The sequence below is a fragment of the Streptomyces regalis genome (assembly GCF_001509475.1).
In the GTDB taxonomy this organism is placed as follows: domain Bacteria; phylum Actinomycetota; class Actinomycetes; order Streptomycetales; family Streptomycetaceae; genus Streptomyces; species Streptomyces regalis.
The window spans coordinates 1-16,595 of the sequence record NZ_LLZG01000377.1; the positions used below are offsets into that span (position 1 = coordinate 1).

At 69.7% G+C, this 16,595-nt stretch carries 15 protein-coding genes and 1 pseudogene; 10 read left to right on the forward strand and 6 right to left on the reverse strand.

All coding sequences use genetic code 11. The features are described from left to right. Positions 1-217: TetR/AcrR family transcriptional regulator C-terminal domain-containing protein (locus tag ADL12_RS37380; protein WP_208614562.1), on the forward strand; the 217-nt coding region annotated here is incomplete at its 5' end. Positions 218-225: 8 nt separating this feature from the next. Here the strand turns inward: ADL12_RS37380 and ADL12_RS37385 are convergent. The 5 genes from ADL12_RS37385 to ADL12_RS37400 all read right to left on the reverse strand — a co-directional run bounded on the left by ADL12_RS37385 (position 226) and on the right by ADL12_RS37400 (position 8,344). Continuing rightward, positions 226-1,194 (reverse strand): glycoside hydrolase family 3 C-terminal domain-containing protein, encoded by a 969-nt coding sequence (locus ADL12_RS37385; RefSeq protein WP_244188183.1) that lies wholly within the window; start codon positions 1,192-1,194, stop codon positions 226-228. A 212-nt stretch (positions 1,195-1,406) separates the two neighbouring features. After that, the gene (locus tag ADL12_RS37390; RefSeq protein WP_062711172.1) at positions 1,407-5,369 is read right to left on the reverse strand and encodes a hypothetical protein; all 3,963 of its coding nucleotides are present in this window, start codon (positions 5,367-5,369) and stop codon (positions 1,407-1,409) included. A 902-nt stretch (positions 5,370-6,271) separates the two neighbouring features. After that, complete coding sequence (locus ADL12_RS51525; RefSeq protein ID WP_079052484.1) at positions 6,272-6,622, reverse strand: peptidase inhibitor family I36 protein; 351 nt, start codon at positions 6,620-6,622, stop codon at positions 6,272-6,274. Between the two features lie 255 nt (positions 6,623-6,877). Continuing rightward, complete coding sequence (locus ADL12_RS37395) at positions 6,878-7,198, reverse strand: hypothetical protein (RefSeq protein ID WP_062711175.1); 321 nt, start codon at positions 7,196-7,198, stop codon at positions 6,878-6,880. A 165-nt stretch (positions 7,199-7,363) separates the two neighbouring features. Next, positions 7,364-8,344, reverse strand: a complete 981-nt coding sequence (locus ADL12_RS37400) for a threonine ammonia-lyase (protein WP_062711177.1) — start codon at positions 8,342-8,344, stop codon at positions 7,364-7,366. Positions 8,345-8,491: 147 nt separating this feature from the next. On the opposite strand from ADL12_RS37400, the gene ADL12_RS37405 reads away from it, so the two are divergent. The 9 genes and pseudogenes from ADL12_RS37405 (at position 8,492) to ADL12_RS37445 (ending at position 15,799) form a co-directional block, all read left to right on the forward strand. Further along, positions 8,492-8,920: a VOC family protein gene (locus tag ADL12_RS37405; protein ID WP_062711181.1), complete on the forward strand. Its 429-nt coding sequence runs from the start codon at positions 8,492-8,494 to the stop codon at positions 8,918-8,920. A gap of 41 nt (positions 8,921-8,961) precedes the next feature. Beyond that, complete coding sequence (locus tag ADL12_RS37410) at positions 8,962-9,375, forward strand: DUF2000 family protein (protein WP_062711184.1); 414 nt, start codon at positions 8,962-8,964, stop codon at positions 9,373-9,375. A 23-nt stretch (positions 9,376-9,398) separates the two neighbouring features. After that, a complete protein-coding gene (locus tag ADL12_RS37415) occupies positions 9,399-9,725 on the forward strand; it encodes a hypothetical protein (protein ID WP_244188184.1) in 327 nt (108 codons plus the stop codon). A gap of 115 nt (positions 9,726-9,840) precedes the next feature. Then, entirely contained in the window at positions 9,841-11,565 is a 1,725-nt protein-coding gene (locus ADL12_RS37420) for an enoyl-CoA hydratase-related protein (RefSeq protein ID WP_062711189.1), read from the forward strand. Next, entirely contained in the window at positions 11,562-12,101 is a 540-nt protein-coding gene (locus tag ADL12_RS37425; protein ID WP_062711193.1) for a hydrogenase maturation protease, read from the forward strand. The genes ADL12_RS37420 and ADL12_RS37425 overlap by 4 nt, the downstream gene beginning before the upstream one ends. A gap of 65 nt (positions 12,102-12,166) precedes the next feature. Then, a pseudogene (hypB, locus tag ADL12_RS37430) lies at positions 12,167-12,919 on the forward strand (hydrogenase nickel incorporation protein HypB). 266 nt (positions 12,920-13,185) lie between these two features. Beyond that, positions 13,186-13,848: an NUDIX domain-containing protein gene (locus ADL12_RS37435; RefSeq protein WP_062711196.1), complete on the forward strand. Its 663-nt coding sequence runs from the start codon at positions 13,186-13,188 to the stop codon at positions 13,846-13,848. Positions 13,849-13,950: 102 nt separating this feature from the next. Next, a complete protein-coding gene (locus ADL12_RS37440; RefSeq protein WP_062711198.1) occupies positions 13,951-14,937 on the forward strand; it encodes an aldo/keto reductase in 987 nt (328 codons plus the stop codon). Positions 14,938-14,983: 46 nt separating this feature from the next. Then, positions 14,984-15,799, forward strand: coding sequence for a DUF427 domain-containing protein (locus ADL12_RS37445; RefSeq protein WP_062711201.1), 816 nt, complete (start codon positions 14,984-14,986; stop codon positions 15,797-15,799). Here ADL12_RS37445 and ADL12_RS37450 read toward each other — a convergent pair. Further along, entirely contained in the window at positions 15,789-16,574 is a 786-nt protein-coding gene (locus ADL12_RS37450; RefSeq protein ID WP_062711204.1) for a GntR family transcriptional regulator, read from the reverse strand. The genes ADL12_RS37445 and ADL12_RS37450 overlap by 11 nt on opposite strands. Positions 16,575-16,595: the final 21 nt, after the last annotated feature.

The window sequence follows — 16,595 nt, forward strand, 5'->3', positions numbered from 1 at the left end:
AGCCGAAGCCCAGGCCGGCACACTCGACTTCCGTTCGGCCGACGGACAGCCACAGTCGGCATCCGAAGTGGCCGAACAGTTCCTCGGCATGATCTGCAGTCAGTTCCTGTGGCCTCAACTCGTACGGACCGACTTCGTCCCGCCCAACCCCACCGACGCCGCGATCGTGGACGAAGCCGTCGCCCTCATGCTCAGCCGCTACAGCACCGGCTCCTGAACCCCGGACTACCAGTTCACGCTGCCAGGACCCCCCGGTGCGAGCGCCACCTTGGAGAAGCCGCGCAGTTCCCGTGCCGGGCTGCTGACCGGGCGCCGGGGTTCGGCCACGTAGATCTGCACCACGTTGCCGAACCGGTCACCGGTGTTGCTGACCGTGGCGGTATCCGGTCCGTCGGCGATGACGCGGAAGTCGGTCCGGTCGAAGGTGGTGTAGCTCAGTCCGTGGCCGAACGGGTAGCGGACGGCGACATCGGCGGTCTCGTGGTACCGATGGCCGACCATGACGCCCTCGCCGTACCGGACATGGCCCTGCTCGCCAGGGAAGTTCAGGAAGGAAGGGGTCTCCACCAGCCTGCGCGGGACGGTCTCGGCCAGGTGGCCGGAAGGGTTGGCGCGGCCGGTGAGTACGTCGGCGATGGCGCCGCCGCCCTGGCCGGGCAGCCACGCCTCGACCACCGCGTCCACCTCGTCATGCCGGCCCTCCATGGTGACCACTCCGCCGTTGAGCAGGACGACGGCGGTGCGGCGGGCGGCCCGTGCCACGGCGCGGACCAGCTCCACCTGGTCCCGCGGCAGCAGGAGGTGCTCCCTGTCGTAGCCCTCGGACTCGTCGGCCTCGCGCAACCCGACCACGCGTACGGCCGTGTCGGCCTGCGCGGCCGGCGCGACGGCTTCCTCGTGCAGCTGCGCGGCATCGGAGCGGCCGGTGGTGTCGTAGCCCTGGGCGAAGTCGACCTGGGCGTCGGGCAGCAGAGCGCGCAGTTCGTCCACCGGGCTGTCGACACGAGTGGCGTTGACGTGGGAGCTCCCGCCACCCTGGAAGCGCAGGGCGGCGGCGAACTCGCCGATGACGGCGACCCGGCCGGCCGGAGCCAGCGGCAGGGAATCGAAAGGACCATCCCCGCACTCGCGGGGATGGTCCCCACACCGCCGTCGAGGCGCATGCCGCCGAGCCTGGCTTCTGTCGTCACCCACAAGTTGGCCTGTCAGATGCCGTCCAGGCACCGACCGGGTTGTCGGCGACAGATGCCGACCGCGATCGGTGTGGGTCGCTTCAGCGCTGTGAACTACCAGCGCCTCCCCTCTGCGATGGGCGATATCCGTCCGCCGAACTTGAAGCCGACTACTACGTCCAGCAGTCCAACTATTGGGGGTCAGTTGGGGGCCCGCGTCCTGCGCGCCGGCAGCTACCCGAGGCTTTCGGCGTCAGCGATCGCCGCCTCGTCGCTGACCGTGCTGCCGCCGCTCGCGAGGGAGGCGGCGACCTTGAACCAGCGCCTGCCGGACCGCAGGTCGTTCTCCGTCCAGCTGCGGAGCCGGGTGTCGGTGAGGACCTTCTCCCAACCCGCCCCGTCCTCCAGCGGATTGGTGGCGGCCGTGTCGGCGTCCGCCGTCCGGTAGAGGGTGAAACCGGTGGCGTCCTCGGGCTTGTTCCAGGCGATGACGGCCGTGTCCGCGGCCCGCTCGGCCACGTGGAGCAGCAGCGCGCCGTCCGCCGTGTCGCGCACCCTCACCGTGGCCAGGACCGCGTCACCGGAGGCGGCGACACCCGCGTGCACGGCGTAGGGCAGCGGGGTGAGCATCGAGCCGGCGTACGTCCAGGACGTGCCGTCGGGCGAGGCGAAGGCCAGGACCTGATGGGTCTCGTAGTCGCGGACCAGCCGCAGGTAGGGATGGTCGGCGGCGGTGAAGCCGGAGATCTCGGCTCTGCGCGGGGAACGCACGTCGTCCTGCCAGTCGTGGCGGCTGTCGCGGTCGCGGTTGGCGAGGACGAGGGTGCCGTCGGAGTCGGCCCCGAAGTAGAGGTACCGGGTGTTGGCGTCGATCTTGTCGCGCAGCATCAGGCCGGTCAGCGCGCCGTTGTGGTCGTCGATGCGTGCGGTGACCGTGCCGGTGCCGGCCAGGACGCGGCTGCAGAAGAGGAGAGAGTCCTCGATGTCCCGGGTGGCGATCATGTAGTCGTCGCCCTTGCCCAGTCCCGTGCCGTCGCCGCCCGCGATGCTGAGGCGTGCGCCGCTGACGGAGGTCCTGCCGGTCCGCTGCGAGCCGAGCCGGTCGTCGCGCCAGCCGAAGCCGGTCAGGTCCCGCGACACGGGCGCGGCGAGCGTGGCCTCGGCGCGCCAGGACGACCAGCCGTGGCCGGCACTGTTCACGGCGGTGACCGTGTAGAAGTAGCGGCCGCCCTGCTTGACCTGCTCGTCGCGCCAGTACAGGCCCTTGATGCCTTCGGCGACGGTCTCGTAGTCGCCGTCCTCGCGGGTGGCTCGCTCGATGGTGTACGAGGTGGCGCCCGCGGTCGGGGTCCAGGTGACGCCGATGTACGTGTCGCCGGGCAGGGCGGCGGCGTACCGCACGACGGAGGGCAGCAGGGTCTCGGTCGCGTCCTCGGACAGCTTGAGCACCACGGCGGTGAACGGCGGGACCGTCACATGACCGCCGTTGACCGGCAGTTCCTTCCCGGAGACGAGGTCGAGCACGGTGGCGCGGCGGTGACCGGCGGGCACGGCGAGGAGGTGCGTCCGCTTGTTGCCGTAGACCTCGCGCGTGGTGTTGATCCCGAAGAGGTAGCGGCCGTAGCGGGCGGTGAGGAAGTCCACGTACCCGGAGTAGGGGTGGTCGGGCTCGAAGTTCTCGCGGCTGATCGTGCCGACGCCCGGCTGGTAGGCGATTGGGCAGATCTCGCCGGCCAGCGCCTGCGGGGCCCAGTTGTCGCCGGTGTTGATGTCCTCCATGAAGTCGGCGTCGATGTTGTCGGTGCGGGCCCAGTAGTCGCGGAACTGGAAGCGGCCATTGGTGCGAAGCTGCACAGTGTGCTCGTAGGCCGGGGCCATGACGTGCAGCCGCCCGCTGCCCGCGACGCCTCGGTTCTGGACGTAGAGCGAGCCGAAGATGCGGGTGCCGCCGTCGCGCATCGACACGAACATGTTGTCGATGTCGACCCAGGCGAACTGCTCGTAGTCGGCCGGGTCCACGCCCAGTTCGGCTATCTCCGCGGCGCTGTAGGAGCGGAAGTCGGTCTGCGGCAGGACCCTCTTGGCCTTGACGGTGCCGAAGCGGTCGTACGTCGCGCGTCCGCCGGTGAGATACGCCCAGGTCTCGGCGAGCCGTAGATCGACCTTGAGCCACTGGGTGACGGCGTTGAACTGGTTGAAGTACTGGCGGTCGGCGAGCTGCTGCTGGGCGACGCCGACGGCCTCGCGGGCGTACTCCCAGTACCTGTCCCAGCCGCTGTCGGTGTAGCGGTGGGCGTGCGCCGCCATGTGTGCTTCGACGGCGGCGAGGAAGAGCGACTGGCCCCGGTTGATGCGGATGCAGTAGCCCGGGATGCCGGGGTCGTAGACGTTGCGCTCGTCGACGACGCCCTCGGTGCGCATCAGGCGGTTCGTGCCGCTGTCGTCCGCCGCGGGGTAGCGGGTGTGGGCGCGGGCGTGCAGATTGCGCAACGTGATCTTGAGGATCTCGTCGTTCAGCTCCTCGTCGCCCTCGTGGCCCCAGGTCTTGAAGAAGTACTCGCCCAGGTACTGGGAGGCCTCCTCGCCGTAGTTGCCGACGTAGGTGTTCTCGCGGGTGAGGCCCGCCTCGGTGATGCCGGTGTAGTGCCTGCCGTAGGGCAGCCGCCGCACGATCTCGCCGTCCGCGTCGAGCTTGCTCTTCGCCAGACCCTTGCCCACGATCTGCACGTAGTCGTCGGTGAAGCGCGCCGTCTGGTCGTGGTAGAAGAGCGAGTGGTACAGGTCGAGTTCCTCGCCGTCGGGGCCGACCAGGATCTCCTCGCCGAGGAACGGCACGATCCCGAGGGCCTCGCCCAGGATCGCGTGGCTGCGCTTCTTGCCCTCGTAGAACTTCGAGCCGATCACCCGCAGGCCCTCGTGGGCCTCCCAGGCGCCCTCGTAGGTGAAGAACATCTGGTTGTAGATGTACGAAAGCCGCGACCGCGCGAAATCGAAGTTGGCCTTGAGGCAGCGGCCCCAGGCGGCGCGGCGGGTGAGCGGGGAGCCGTCGAAGTCGACGTCCTTGAGGGAGGTCGCGCCCTCCTGGGTGCCGGTGGTGAATGTCTCGTCGAGGAAGGCCCTGAAGGCGTCGGCTCCGTAGGTGTCGTCGTCCTTGATGATGTCCTCGGCGATGTACAGGGCCTCGCCGAGGGCGCCGTAGTAGCCGCCCCAGTCGCCCTGGTGGCCGCCGCGGAGCAGGAGCCTGGTGTTGCCGTAGTAGTCCTTGACGTGGTTGTCGATGCACTTGAACAGGCGCAGCAGGGCGGTCTTCTTCGCGGCGGGTGTCGCGGCCGGGCACCAGTCGGTGGTCAGGACTCCCGCGTAGAAGCGCAGGTCGTCCACGTACCGGACGATCGAGAGCTTGCCGGAGGCCGAGGCGTCGATCTGGGCGGAGAGCTTGTTGAAGAGGGCGACCTGCGCGGCGCGCAGGCTGTTGAACAGTTCCTGCTTCCTCGCGTCGGTGAGATCGTCCGGGGTGCCGGTGGGCGGCTGGTAGCCGGGGAGGTCCTCGCCGAACGCGTCGAGGTGCGCGGCGGTGTGGGTGTACACGCTGTAGTAAGTGCGGGAATCAGCGGTGACGGTGCCCTTGTAACTGCTCTGGTAGGTACGGAGGGTGATCTCCACCTGCTCCCGGCCCGTGGTCATCTCCAGCGGCAGCATTGTGGTCTGGTAGGTGAAACGGCCGGGCGCGGGCTTGGAGAAGCCGAAGCTGAGCGGCTCGTAGTCGGAGTTGCGGCGGAAGCCGATCTGCTCGCCGTTGAGGTAGGCGAGCGTGCTGTACGGCGAGGAGTCGCCGCCCCAGAGCTTGAGCGTGAGGTAGTTCTGGGCCGCAGGGTCGGTCCTCATCGTGAACCGGAGTTCGCCTCCTCTGACGTCGACCGGGGTGAGGGGAGCGGCGACCCTGCCTCTGACATCGTTGTCGTCGGTGACGGTTCTGCTGCCGTCGGAGGTGAAGCCGTGAGCGGACTCGGACTCCTCGTCACCGAGGGCGAGCTGGTCGACCAGACCGGCCTGCCTGTCCGCCCGCGCGTCCTGCGCGGACTCCGCCGCGTACGCGGCCGGCGCGGACTGCCAGAGCCGGCTGCTCGTAGCGGCCGCGGTCGTACCGGCGCCGGCCAACTGGACGAAGTGACGGCGGCTCAAGGGTGCTGCGGGCATAACGGATCTCCTTCTTGGCGGCCAAGCGGCGGCAGGCAAGGGCGGCACGCGGCACGCGTTGGACGACCGTGGCAGGCGCATCTGCGGCTCAGTTTCAGAAATCGGTTACTAAAGCTAGGGTCGCCGAGGATCAGCGTCAATGGTGTGACATGACCAAGAGCCGCTCGAAAGCGAACAGGCCCTGCCGCATGATGAACGCGTCCTGGCGGCCGTCGACAGTTCGGGCTCCTGTCCTGCACGTTTAGTCGATGTGCTCGAGATCGTCCGTCCGAAGGTGGAGTCTCCTCTCTTGCGAAGGCGCACGGCGTCGACCTAGCGTAGTGGTAATCGTTTTCTGCCCCTCTCGCGCTTCGGAGGCTGCCGCGGTGCACCGCCCCGCTTCTGGGCGAGGCGTCGCCGGACCAGAGGAATCCGGAACCTCGCCAACCTGCGAGCGGCCGCGGACGCGGGTACGAAACCCGCGTTCTCTGGGGACCTCCAGTTACAGGACTCCGACGTCTACAAGTGGCTGGAGGCGGCCTACCGGCAGCTGGCCGATATACCGGAGTCCGACCTCGCCGACGCAGTCGCGCGGATCGTCCGGCTCAGCGATGGGCTGGTCGGCTTCCAGCCCGCCCGCGCCAGTTGTTGGATGGCCTTGTGGCTCTCCTGCAACCGTCCGGCCAGGCGCCAGCAGGCGGATCGGCCCGTCCCCGGGCAGTTGGGAAGCCGGAGACGGGCTTCTGTCCGATCGAGGGGGCAGCCAAGCCGGCTGGAGTCGATGCCGTACAGCAGTCCGACGGTGCGGTGGATGAGGGCGGGACAACCACGGTCGTAGCGGGCGTCAAGTCGCTCGGGTATCCCCGTAGTGCGTCCGCAGGCGTGGTCGGCTGTATGTCGTGGCGCCCTCCTGCTGCTGGAAGCTATTCAGCCGTTACGACGCTCGCTATGAGGGAGGCCCGCGTCCCGCCCGCGTCTACCTGGTCGAGGTACTGGGTGCACTCGTTGTCAACGTAGAGTCCGACGGGGTAGTTGCTGTTGTTGATTATCGATCGCGCCGGAATCGTGGCCTGGCATCCAGGTGTCGCAGTGAAGTCGATTACCTGCACGGTTCCCTGATAGTTGGCCTGCGGGTAGAAGCAGACCACACCTTGGGGACACGCCTCTGCCGGTGCTGCGGCGTTGGCCGACCCAGCCGTGAGGATGCCTAAAGAGGCGAGGGACAGCGCCGTGGCGCCGGCAAGAGCGAAGGCTCGGACAGTCCTGCTCGACATGTGTCACTCCATCAGTCATCGGTGTCGGCGGGTGCCGACCTGGTGTGGGCTGTCGTTCGTACACGTCGACTTCGGTGTTCGAGATCATCCTTGGTCATGGTCAGGTGATTCGAAACTCTGTACGCCGGAGAAGTTGGCCACTCGCTACAGCCCTATGGGCAGGCATGCACCAAGGGGGGGCGGCGCCGGTGTGATCGCGGAGCTGCTCCGCACTGCGGGCGTTGAACAGGTCTTCCTCGGCGCTGGGTTGGTCGATCAGCTGCAGCAGAGGCCTACCCGCTGTACGCCGGCACCGCCCAACGCGATCTGAGTCAGAAGAGCCCGGCCGTCGACACCGAACGCGGGTCCGAGGCGGGGATGAGGATCTCCGGGCCTTGCCAGGACCGCGTGCACCTGGGCCTTCAGCCCGCTGCGCAGCAGATATGCCAGGTCTGACAGGTCTGCGGCATCACGGAAGTCGTGGACCTCCACGTCGGCGGACTGCGATATGTCGACTGCCCAGTACCAGCCGCAGGTGGCCTCCAGGGCCATGTCCGAGTGACGTCCGGCCTCCTCGATCTGCAGGCCGAGGGCCACCGGATCGTTGAGGATGCGTACCGTGCAGCTAGGTGCCGTCCGCGCTCTGCCGCACCATCACGGACCGCCTGCGGTGCAGGTCGATGCCGACGTACTGGTGCCCGTCATACTCGCTCACCAGCGGGCTCCCCCCACGGGGGCGGAGGGCCCCGCCCCTCCATCGCATCAAGACCTGTGGAGGGGAGCCGCACCGACCCAGCGGTGATAGGCGGCTACGTCGACGTTGCTGCCGCACACAATGGTGACTACGTGTCGGCCGGCGAAGCGGTCACGGTCTTCGAGGATCGCCGCGACGCCGAGCGCGGCCGACGGTTCGACGACGAGGCCGGCGTGTTCGAGGAGCATCCGCATACCGGTGATGATCGACGCCTCCTGGACCAGGACGGCGTCGTCAGCGACCAGGAGGAGGTCGTCCAGGACGGCCGGGATGGGACGCCGTCCGGCGACGCCGTCGGCGATGGTGTTGGTCGAGTCGGTGGTGACGACGCGGCGCCTGCGCCACGAGTGTGTCATCGCCGGTGCGCCCAGCGGCTGGATGCAGATCACCTCGACTTCGGGCGCCATGGCCTTCACCACATGACCCACGCCGGTGGCCAGCGCCCCGCCGCCGAGAGCGATCAGGACGGTGTCGAACGACGGCACGGTGCCCACCAGTTCCAGGCCGATGGTCGCCGCGCCCTCGCAGGTCTCGATGTCCAGGCTGTCTTCGACCAGCCGGATGCCGTCGTGCTGCGCGATGGCCGCCGCCCGCTCGCGAGCCAACTCATGGTCGCCGTCCACCAGTTCCAACCTGGCGTCCAGCGCGCGGATGCGATCAAGCTTGGCCGCAGTCGCGAAGCGGGATGCCACGACGGTGACGTCGAGCCCCCGGCCGCGACCGGACCAGGCGAGGGCCTGGCCAAGGTTGCCCGCGCTGGCGCACACTGCGGCTCGCGAGCCATTGTCGGCGAGCAGGCTCGCGACCAGCTCGGTGCCGCGGGCCTTGAAGCTGCGGACCGGGTTCGCCGTTTCGAGTTTGATGCTCACCATGCACCCGAGGTCGGGCTCCAGCGCCTCGCAGCGGTACAGCGGAGTGTCGAGAAAGATCGGGTCGATTACCCGGCGAGCCGCCCGGATCCGAGCAGTGTCGAGGCGTGTCTTCTGCACGACGTAGCAGGATAACTGTCAAATCCTGTTGGATCAGTTGAGGTGGCTCCTATCGGTCGGCTACGCCGCCAGGGCTGCGCTTCCCCCGTCAAGATGTGGATCCCTACCAAGAGATGAGCAACAGAGCCCCCTTGCTATGGTGCGCCGATGTCATCGATCAAGCAGTTCCAAGTCACCTTCGACTGCGCAGAACCTGAGCGCGTCGCTCGCTTTTGGTGCGAGGTGTTGGGGTACGTCGTATCGCCGCCGCCGCGGGGGTTTGCCACTTGGGACGATTTTGATCGCTCGCGGCCGCCTGAGGATCGGGGTTCATGGTTCGCATGCACTGATCCCTCAGGTGTGGGTCCGCGACTGTTCTTTCAGCGCGTTCCCGAAGGCAAGGTCGTCAAGAATCGAGTGCATCTTGACGTGCGGGTCGGCACCGGGCTCGTGGGTGAAGAGCGCTTGGCCGCACTTGAGGCCGAATGTGCACGACTGGTCCCGCTCGGCGCGGTACGCGTGCGACTGCTGTATGACGGCAACGATTCGTGCATCGTGATGCAGGACATCGAAGGCAACGAGTTCTGTCTCGACTGAGCATCCTCGGCGAAGGAACCAGTAGTAAGGAACCAGCAGTAATGCCCGAACTTCTCCGCACGGCCATCGCCGTCGACAAGTCGCTCGACGCGGGAGCGGTCGCCAACGCCTCCGCGATCGTCATGGGTCAGCTGGCCCGCCTCGACGACCGGATCTATGCGGACGACGTGCGCGACGGAGAGGGCGCGCTGCACGCCGGAATCCGTTTCAACACCCTGGTGCTCTCCGGCCGGAGCAGCCACCTGGCAGCTCTCGCGCAGGCCGCCCGGGCCGAGGGACTGGCCACCGTGCTGTTCACCACCGAGGGGCAGTCGCTCAGCAACTCCTTCGAGGCCTACCGGGACATGGTCGCCGAAGCCCCGTCGGGGGAACTGGGTGTCTGCGCCGTCGGTGTCGTCGGGGAACATGAGCTGGTCCGCTCCCTGACCAAGCGCTTCAGCGTCTACCGCGGCTGAGGCTGCGCCGAACGAATCGATCCGTGCTTTCCCCGACGGCGGTGCGCGACGCCGTGGTGTGCCTCCAGCCCGTGTCAGGGGCCCGTCGGCGTGTCTTCCTGTTCCACCACGCGGGCGGCTCCCATCTGTTCGTCCGCAGCTGGGCGCCGCCCGCCGTCGGCGGCGGTGGCCCGGGGCGTGGCCGGTTCGACCAGCTCGCCCAGTACGCCTCCAACTTCACCAGCTCGCCGCTGTTCTTCCTGGTCTGCCTGATCCTCGTTGGCTTCTTCATCGCCTCCAGCGCGGCGCACATGACAGCTCGACGCGATCGCCGAAGCCCTGGTGGACGTGTACAAGGGCGAACACAGTGAGGCCGTCGACAGGCTGAGGGGCGCGATCCGGATGGAGGAAGAGACCTGACCGAGGCGGGCGAAACGCCGCCGTGATCCTTTCCGGACCCCCGGAAACCGGCGAGCATGCCATGTCATGAACATTTTGCTCGTCGCCAGCGCGTTCAATAGCCTGTCCCAGCGTGTGTACGCCGAACTGGCGGACCTCGGGCACCGGGTGGACGTCGTTCTCGCCTCACACGGTCCCGACGCGGTCCGCGCCGCCGTACACGAGACGCGGCCGGAGCTGATCCTCGCTCCGATGCTGAAGACGGCGCTCCCCGAGGACGTATGGCGGGAGCACACCTGTCTGGTCGTGCATCCGGGACCGCCCGGTGATCGCGGTCCCTCCTCCCTGGACTGGGCGATCGCCGAGGCGGTGCCGCGCTGGGGAGTGACGGTGCTCCAGGCGGAGGCGTCGATGGACGCGGGCGACATCTGGGCGTCCGAGTCGTTCCCGGTACCGCCGGTGGGCAAGAGCGACCTGTACCGCAACGAGGTCTCCGACGCCGCCACGGCCGCCGTCCTGCTGGCCGTACAGCGGTATGCCGACGGTTCGTTCAAGCCGCGCCCGCAGAACGATCCCGAGGTCGCGGTGGTGTGGCGCGACTTCTTCCGGCAGGAGCAGCGGAGGATCGACTGGGGGAGGGACAGTACCGAGGTGGTGCTGCGCAAGCTGGGCGGGGGTGACTCGCAGCCCGGCGTCCTGGACGAGATTCTCGGCCGGGAGGTGTTCCTGCACGGCGGGCATCCCGAGGACCGGCTGCGCGGACGGCCCGGTGAGCTGCTCGCCACGAGGGCGGGGGCGGTCTGCCGGGCCACCCGGGACGGCGCGGTGTGGATCCCGGAACTGCGCCCTCGTAAGAGCTCCGGCGACCCCGCGCCGTTCCGCCGCCCGGCGGTCTCCGTGCTCGCGTCCCTCGCGGCCGACGGCGCCCGCGGCAGTGGCGGCCCGCACCGGCTGCCGGAGGACACCGCTCCGCTCGAACTGCCCGCCGACCGGCGCACCTGGACCGACATCCGCTACCGGCAGCAGGGCGACATCGGCTTCCTGACGTTCTCCTTCCCCGGCGGGGCGATGAGCACCGGCCAGTGCCGCAGGCTGCTCGCCGCCTACCGGTACGCCCTCGCCCGCCCCACCTCGGTGCTGGTCCTCGGCGGAGTGCGGGACTTCTTCTCCAACGGCATCCATCTGAACGTCATCGAGGCGGCCGCCGACCCGGCCGGTGAGTCCTGGGCGAATCTCAACGCCATGGACGACCTGGTCGACGCGGTCCTGCGCACCACCGACCGGCTGGTGGTGGCGGCGCTGGGCGGCAACGCGGCGGCCGGCGGCCTGATGCTCGCCCTGGCCGCCGACGAGGTGTGGTGCCGCGCCGGAGTCGTCCTCAACCCGCACTACCGGCGGATGGGCCTGTACGGCTCGGAGTACTGGACGTACACGCTGCCGCGCCGCGTCGGAGTGGAGACGGCCCGGCGGCTGACGAGCGAGGCGCTGCCCGTGAGCGCCGCCACGGCCGCGCGGATCGGACTGGTGGACGGGCTGGTGCCGGTCGCGGCACAGGAGTTCGCCGCCGAGACCGAGCACCGGGCGGCCGCCCTCGCCGCCGACCCGGACCTCGCGCGGCGGATCGCCGCGAAGGCGTCGGCACGGCAGGCGGACGAGGAGCGGCGACCGCTCGCGGACCACCGGCGGGCCGAACTCGCCCGGATGCGCGCCATCTTCTTCGACTCGCAGACCCCCTACCATGCCCTGCGGTCGGCCTTCGTCCGCAAGCAGCCGGGCGGCTCCGACCGGCCGCTGAGCGGGGGCGCGCGATGACCCGCCGCGGTGCACGTCTGCTGGTGGCGGGCGTCGGCAACATCTTCCTCGCGGACGACGCCTTCGGCCCCGAGGTCGTCCGCGGCCTGGACCTCGCGTACGAACTGCTGGACGGCTACGTCACCGCCGTCCTGGTCGACGCGGCCGAACGGGGCCACCCACCCGGCACGCTGTCCCTGATCGAGCCGGAACTCCCCGACCGTGCCCGGGCCGCGGCCGCGCCCGAGGCGCACGGCATGGACCCGGCGAAGGTCCTCGCCCTGGCCGCCCACCTGGGCGACGGGCCGCTGCCACGTGTCCTCGTGCTCGCCTGCGAACCCCAGGTACGGCCGCGCGCCGACGAGGACATCGCCCCGGGCCTGAGCGCACCGGTCGGGGACGCGGTCGACCGTGCCGTCGAGGCCCTGCACGCCATGGTCCCCGTACTGCTCGCGGATCCCGCAGCCACACCCCCGTTGAGCCGCCCGGAGGAATCCGCGGACCCGTCCGCGGCCGGGCTTGCCTCCCCGGTGACACGCGGCGTCGAGGGTCGATAGCCGCGGGCCGGTTTGCGCGGTTTGCTGTCGATTCAGAGTCGAGTGAGCCGCGAGGAGCAGCGCCCATGTGCGAGTCCGTGGACGTCACCGAGGCTGTCCTGGCGAAGAACGACGGCCTGGCCGCGAGTCTGCGTACGAACTGGCCCGGCGCAACATCAGCGTGGTCAATGTGCTGTCCAGCCCGGGCAGCGGCAAGACAGAGCTGCTGGGGCGGGTGCTGGCCCGTGCCGTAGAGCGCGGCGTCCCGGTGGCCCCGCTCACCGCCGACCTGGCGACGGAGAACGACGCCCGCCGGCTCGCCCGTTCCGGAGCACCGGTGAAACAGCTGCTGACCGACGGGCTGTGCCATCTGGAGGCCCGGCAGCTGCGCGGCCACGTGGAGAACCGGCTGCCCGAGGACACCGCGCTGCTCTTCGTGGAGAACGTCGGCAACCTCGTCTGCCCGGCCTCCTACGACCTCGGCGAGAGCCTGCGGATCGTGCTCATGGCGGTGACCGAGGGCGAGGACAAGCCGCTGAAGTACCCCACCGCCTTCGGCTCCGCCCATCTGGTGGTGCTCACCAAGACCGATCTGGCCGCCCCCCGCCGGATTCGACGAGGCGGCCTTCGACGCGCAGGTGCAGCGGGTCAACCCCGGGGTGGAGATCGTACGGTCGTGTGCCCGCACCGGCGACGGCGTGGACACCGTCCTGGGGCGGGTGCTCGCCGCGCGGGACGGAGCCCCCGTCCACCGGCCGCCCCTCGCACCGCGCCCCCACGGCCACGTCCATGAACACGCGCAAGCGGACTCCGACCTCGCGGCCGGCCGCGTCTCGTGACAGCGCCCACCACCACGCAGGCGGTGCGCCGACGCGTCACGGTGCGCGGCACGGTGCGCGGCACGGTGCAGGGCGTGGGCTTCCGCCCGTATGTGCACCGACTGACGGACTGGCCGCGTGCACCTGGACGTTCGAGTCGTTCGGCACGGTGAAGAAGGGCGTGGCGACCCGCGCCGGCGCAGGTGGTGGACAAGGCCGACATCGAGGACTGAAGGATGGTAGAAGCGGGCCATGACCAACTCGCTCATCCATCCGGCCGGTGCCCGATGACCGCCGGCATCGACACCCCCGACCGCCGCGGCCGCACCGGACTCGACCAGGCCGGCCGGGACCTGACCGGCAATCCCCGCGTCAAGGTGCGGGACGTGAAGCTCCTCTCCAGCCACTGGTACGTCGAGCGCGACACCACCTTCGACTTCCAGCACGCCGACGGCACCTGGAGCACCCAGCAGCGCGAAACGCACGACCGCGGCAACGGGGCCACCATGCTGCTGTACGACGCCGAACGCGAAACCGTCCTGCTCACCCGCCAGTTCCGCTTCCCGGTGTACGTCAACGGTCACCCCGACGGCATGCTGATCGAGACGCCGGGCGGGCTGCTCGACGACGATGACGAGCACCCGGAGATCGCCGTGCGGCGCGAGGTGGTGGAGGAGACCGGGCACACCATCGGCGAGGTCCGGCACGTCTTCGACGTCTATATGAGCCCGGGGTCCGTGACCGAGCGCGTGAGCTTCTACGCCGCCGCCTACGGCCCGTCGACCCATACCCACGAGGGCGGCGGCCTGGACGAGGAGGGCGAGGACATCGAGATCGTCGAACTGCCCTTCCGCCGGGCCCTCGAGATGATCCGTACGGGGGAGATCGCCGACGCGAAGACGATCATGTTGCTGCAATGGGCCGCGCTGGAGGGCCCGTTCGCGAACTGAGCGGGTGAATCGGCTGCGAAGTCCCTTGACTTGAAGTGCGCTTCAGGATGAAGACTCCCGTTCGTGCCCCCAAAGCGGGTGCACGAACGGGAGGGGACACCCATGAAGTACCGCACCATCGGCACTGACCCGAAGAACCGCCGCGAGGTCAGCGTCCTCGCGCTCGGCGCGATGCTGTTCGGCTCACGGACCGACGAGGAGACCTCCTTCGCCGTGCTCGACCGCTATGTCGAGGCCGGCGGGACCTTCATCGACACGTCCGACAACTACGCCTTCTGGATCGACGGCGGCCAGGGCGGACAGAGCGAGGAACTGCTCGGCCGGTGGCGCCGCAGCCGCGGCATCGGCGACGAGATCGTCATCGCCACCAAGCTCGGTGCCCGCCCGCTCGCCCCCGGCACCAGCTACGTCGACAACGCGGAGGGCCTGTCGGCGAAGGTGATCCGCGAGTCCGCCGAGCGCAGTCGCGACCGGCTCGGCGTGGCGAAGCTGGACCTGCTCTACGCGCACATCGAGGACCAGAGGGTCCCGCTGCAGGAGACCGTGGAGGGGTTCGCCGAGCTGGTCGGCGAGGGGACCGTCGGTCTCCTCGGTGTCAGCAACCACGCCGCCTGGCGGGTGGAACGGGCCCGCGCCCTCGCCGCCGCGGCCGGACTGCCCGGCTACGAGGTGCTCCAGTACGCCCACAGCCACCTGCGGCCCCGCCTCGACGTACCCGAGGCACCCCTGTTCCCCGACGGCAGCCTCGGCCACGCCGGCCCCGACCTGCTGAGCTATCTGCGGGCCGAGCCCGGCCTGACCCTGGTCGCCTACTCACCGCTGCTCAAGGGCGCCTACACCCATCCGGACCGGCTGCCCGCGGACTTCGACCACCCGGGCACCCCGGCCCGTCTGAAGGTGCTGCGCGAGGTCGCCCAGGAAACCGGCGCCACCGTCAACCAGGTCGTCCTGGCCTGGCAGATCGGCGGTGAGCTGCCGATCGTCCCGCTGGTCGGGGCGTCGTCCGTGACCCAGCTGGAGGAGAGCCTGGCCGCCGTGGACCTGGAGCTGACCCCGGAGCAGCGGGCCCGGCTCGACGCGGCTCACTGAACACACCAGGGGTACGCTCCGAAGAGGCGCCGAAGGAGAGTGGGCCATGCCTCTGTTCCCCACCGAGCGGTCCGTCCGTACGACCCCCGAAGGCCTCCTGTGGGAACCCAGTGAGCGCTGGGTGCGCGGCCGCAAGGGCGACGTCACCGTCGTCGACAGCCGGCACCCCATCCTGGTCTGGGAACCCGATCTGCCCGTGCCGTGCTACGCGTTCCCGCGTGCGGAGGTCCGCACGGACCTCCTGCGCCCGGCCAAGAACCCCTCGCCGGGCAGGCACACCGGGTCGCAGATCTTCTACGACCTCGAAGTCGACGGAGAGCTGCTGGAGAACGCGGCGTGGACCTTCCCCGCCGCCGACCTGGCCGGGCACATCGCCGTCGAGTGGTTCCGGCGCCGGGGCACCGGCCTCGACCACTGGTACGAGGAGGAGGAAGAGATCTTCATCCACCCGCGCGACCCGCACAAACGGGTGGACGCCATGCCCAGCAGCCGCCATGTGCAGGTCGAGATCGGCAGCACCGTCGTCGCGGACACCCACCGCCCGGTGCTGCTGTTCGAGACCGGGCTCCCCACGCGGTACTACGTGCCCCGCGAGGACGTCCGGCTCGACCTGTTCGAGCCCACCGACCACCGCACCGGCTGCCCGTACAAGGGCACGGCCCAGTACTGGACCTGGAGCGGCGAGGGCGAGGTCCCGCGGCACATCGTCTGGAGCTACGCCGAGCCGCTGCCCGCGGTGGGCGCCGTCAAAGGGCTCCTCGCCTTCTACAACGAGGCGGTGGACCTCACCGTGGACGGCGAGCGACTTCAGCGCCCCGTCACTCCGTTCACCGCGAGCCTCACCGCGAACCTCAAGGCCTGACCAGCAGCTGGAAGTCGAACGCGTACCGGGACGCGCGGTAGATGTGCGTCCCGTACTCGACCGGCCGGCCCGTGTCGTCGTAGGCCGTGCGCTGCATGGTCAGCAGTGCGGCGCCCTCCTTCTCGTCGAGGCGCTCGGCCTCCTCGGCGGTGGCGCAGCGGGCGCCGATGGTCTGGCGGGCGCTGTGCAGGGTGATGCCGGCGGCGCGCATCATCCGGTACAGGCCGGTCGACTCCAGCCGGGCCGTGTCGAGGTCGAGCAGGCTCGCGGGCAGGTAGTTGCACAGGATGGCCACGGGCTGGCCGTGGGTGCAGCGCAGCCGCTCCAGGACCGTGACCTCCGCGCCCTCCGCGATGCCGAGCGCGGCCGCGACGTCGGCGGTCGCCGGGACGTGCTCATTGCGGACGACCTGAGTGGTCGGGCCCTGTCCGGCCGCCTCCAGGTCGTCGTAGAGACTGCTGAGCTCCAGCCCGCGCTTCACCTGGCTGTGCACCACCTGGGTGCCCACCCCGCGCCGTCGGACCAGCAGCCCCTTGTCGACGAGTGACTGGATGGCCTGCCGGACGGTGGGCCGGGACAGGCCCAGCCGCACCGACAGGTCGACCTCGTTGCCCAGGAGGTTGCCCGGGGCGAGGACCCCGTGCTCGATCGCCGCCTCCAGCTGCTGGGCGAGCTGGTAGTACAGCGGCACCGGACTGCCCCGGTCCAGGGCGAAGTCCAGCGAGTCGAGCGCGGATGCGGACGCGGCACGTGCGGAGCCGCGGGTCTTCGCCATGGGTCCCTCCCTCGGGTGGTT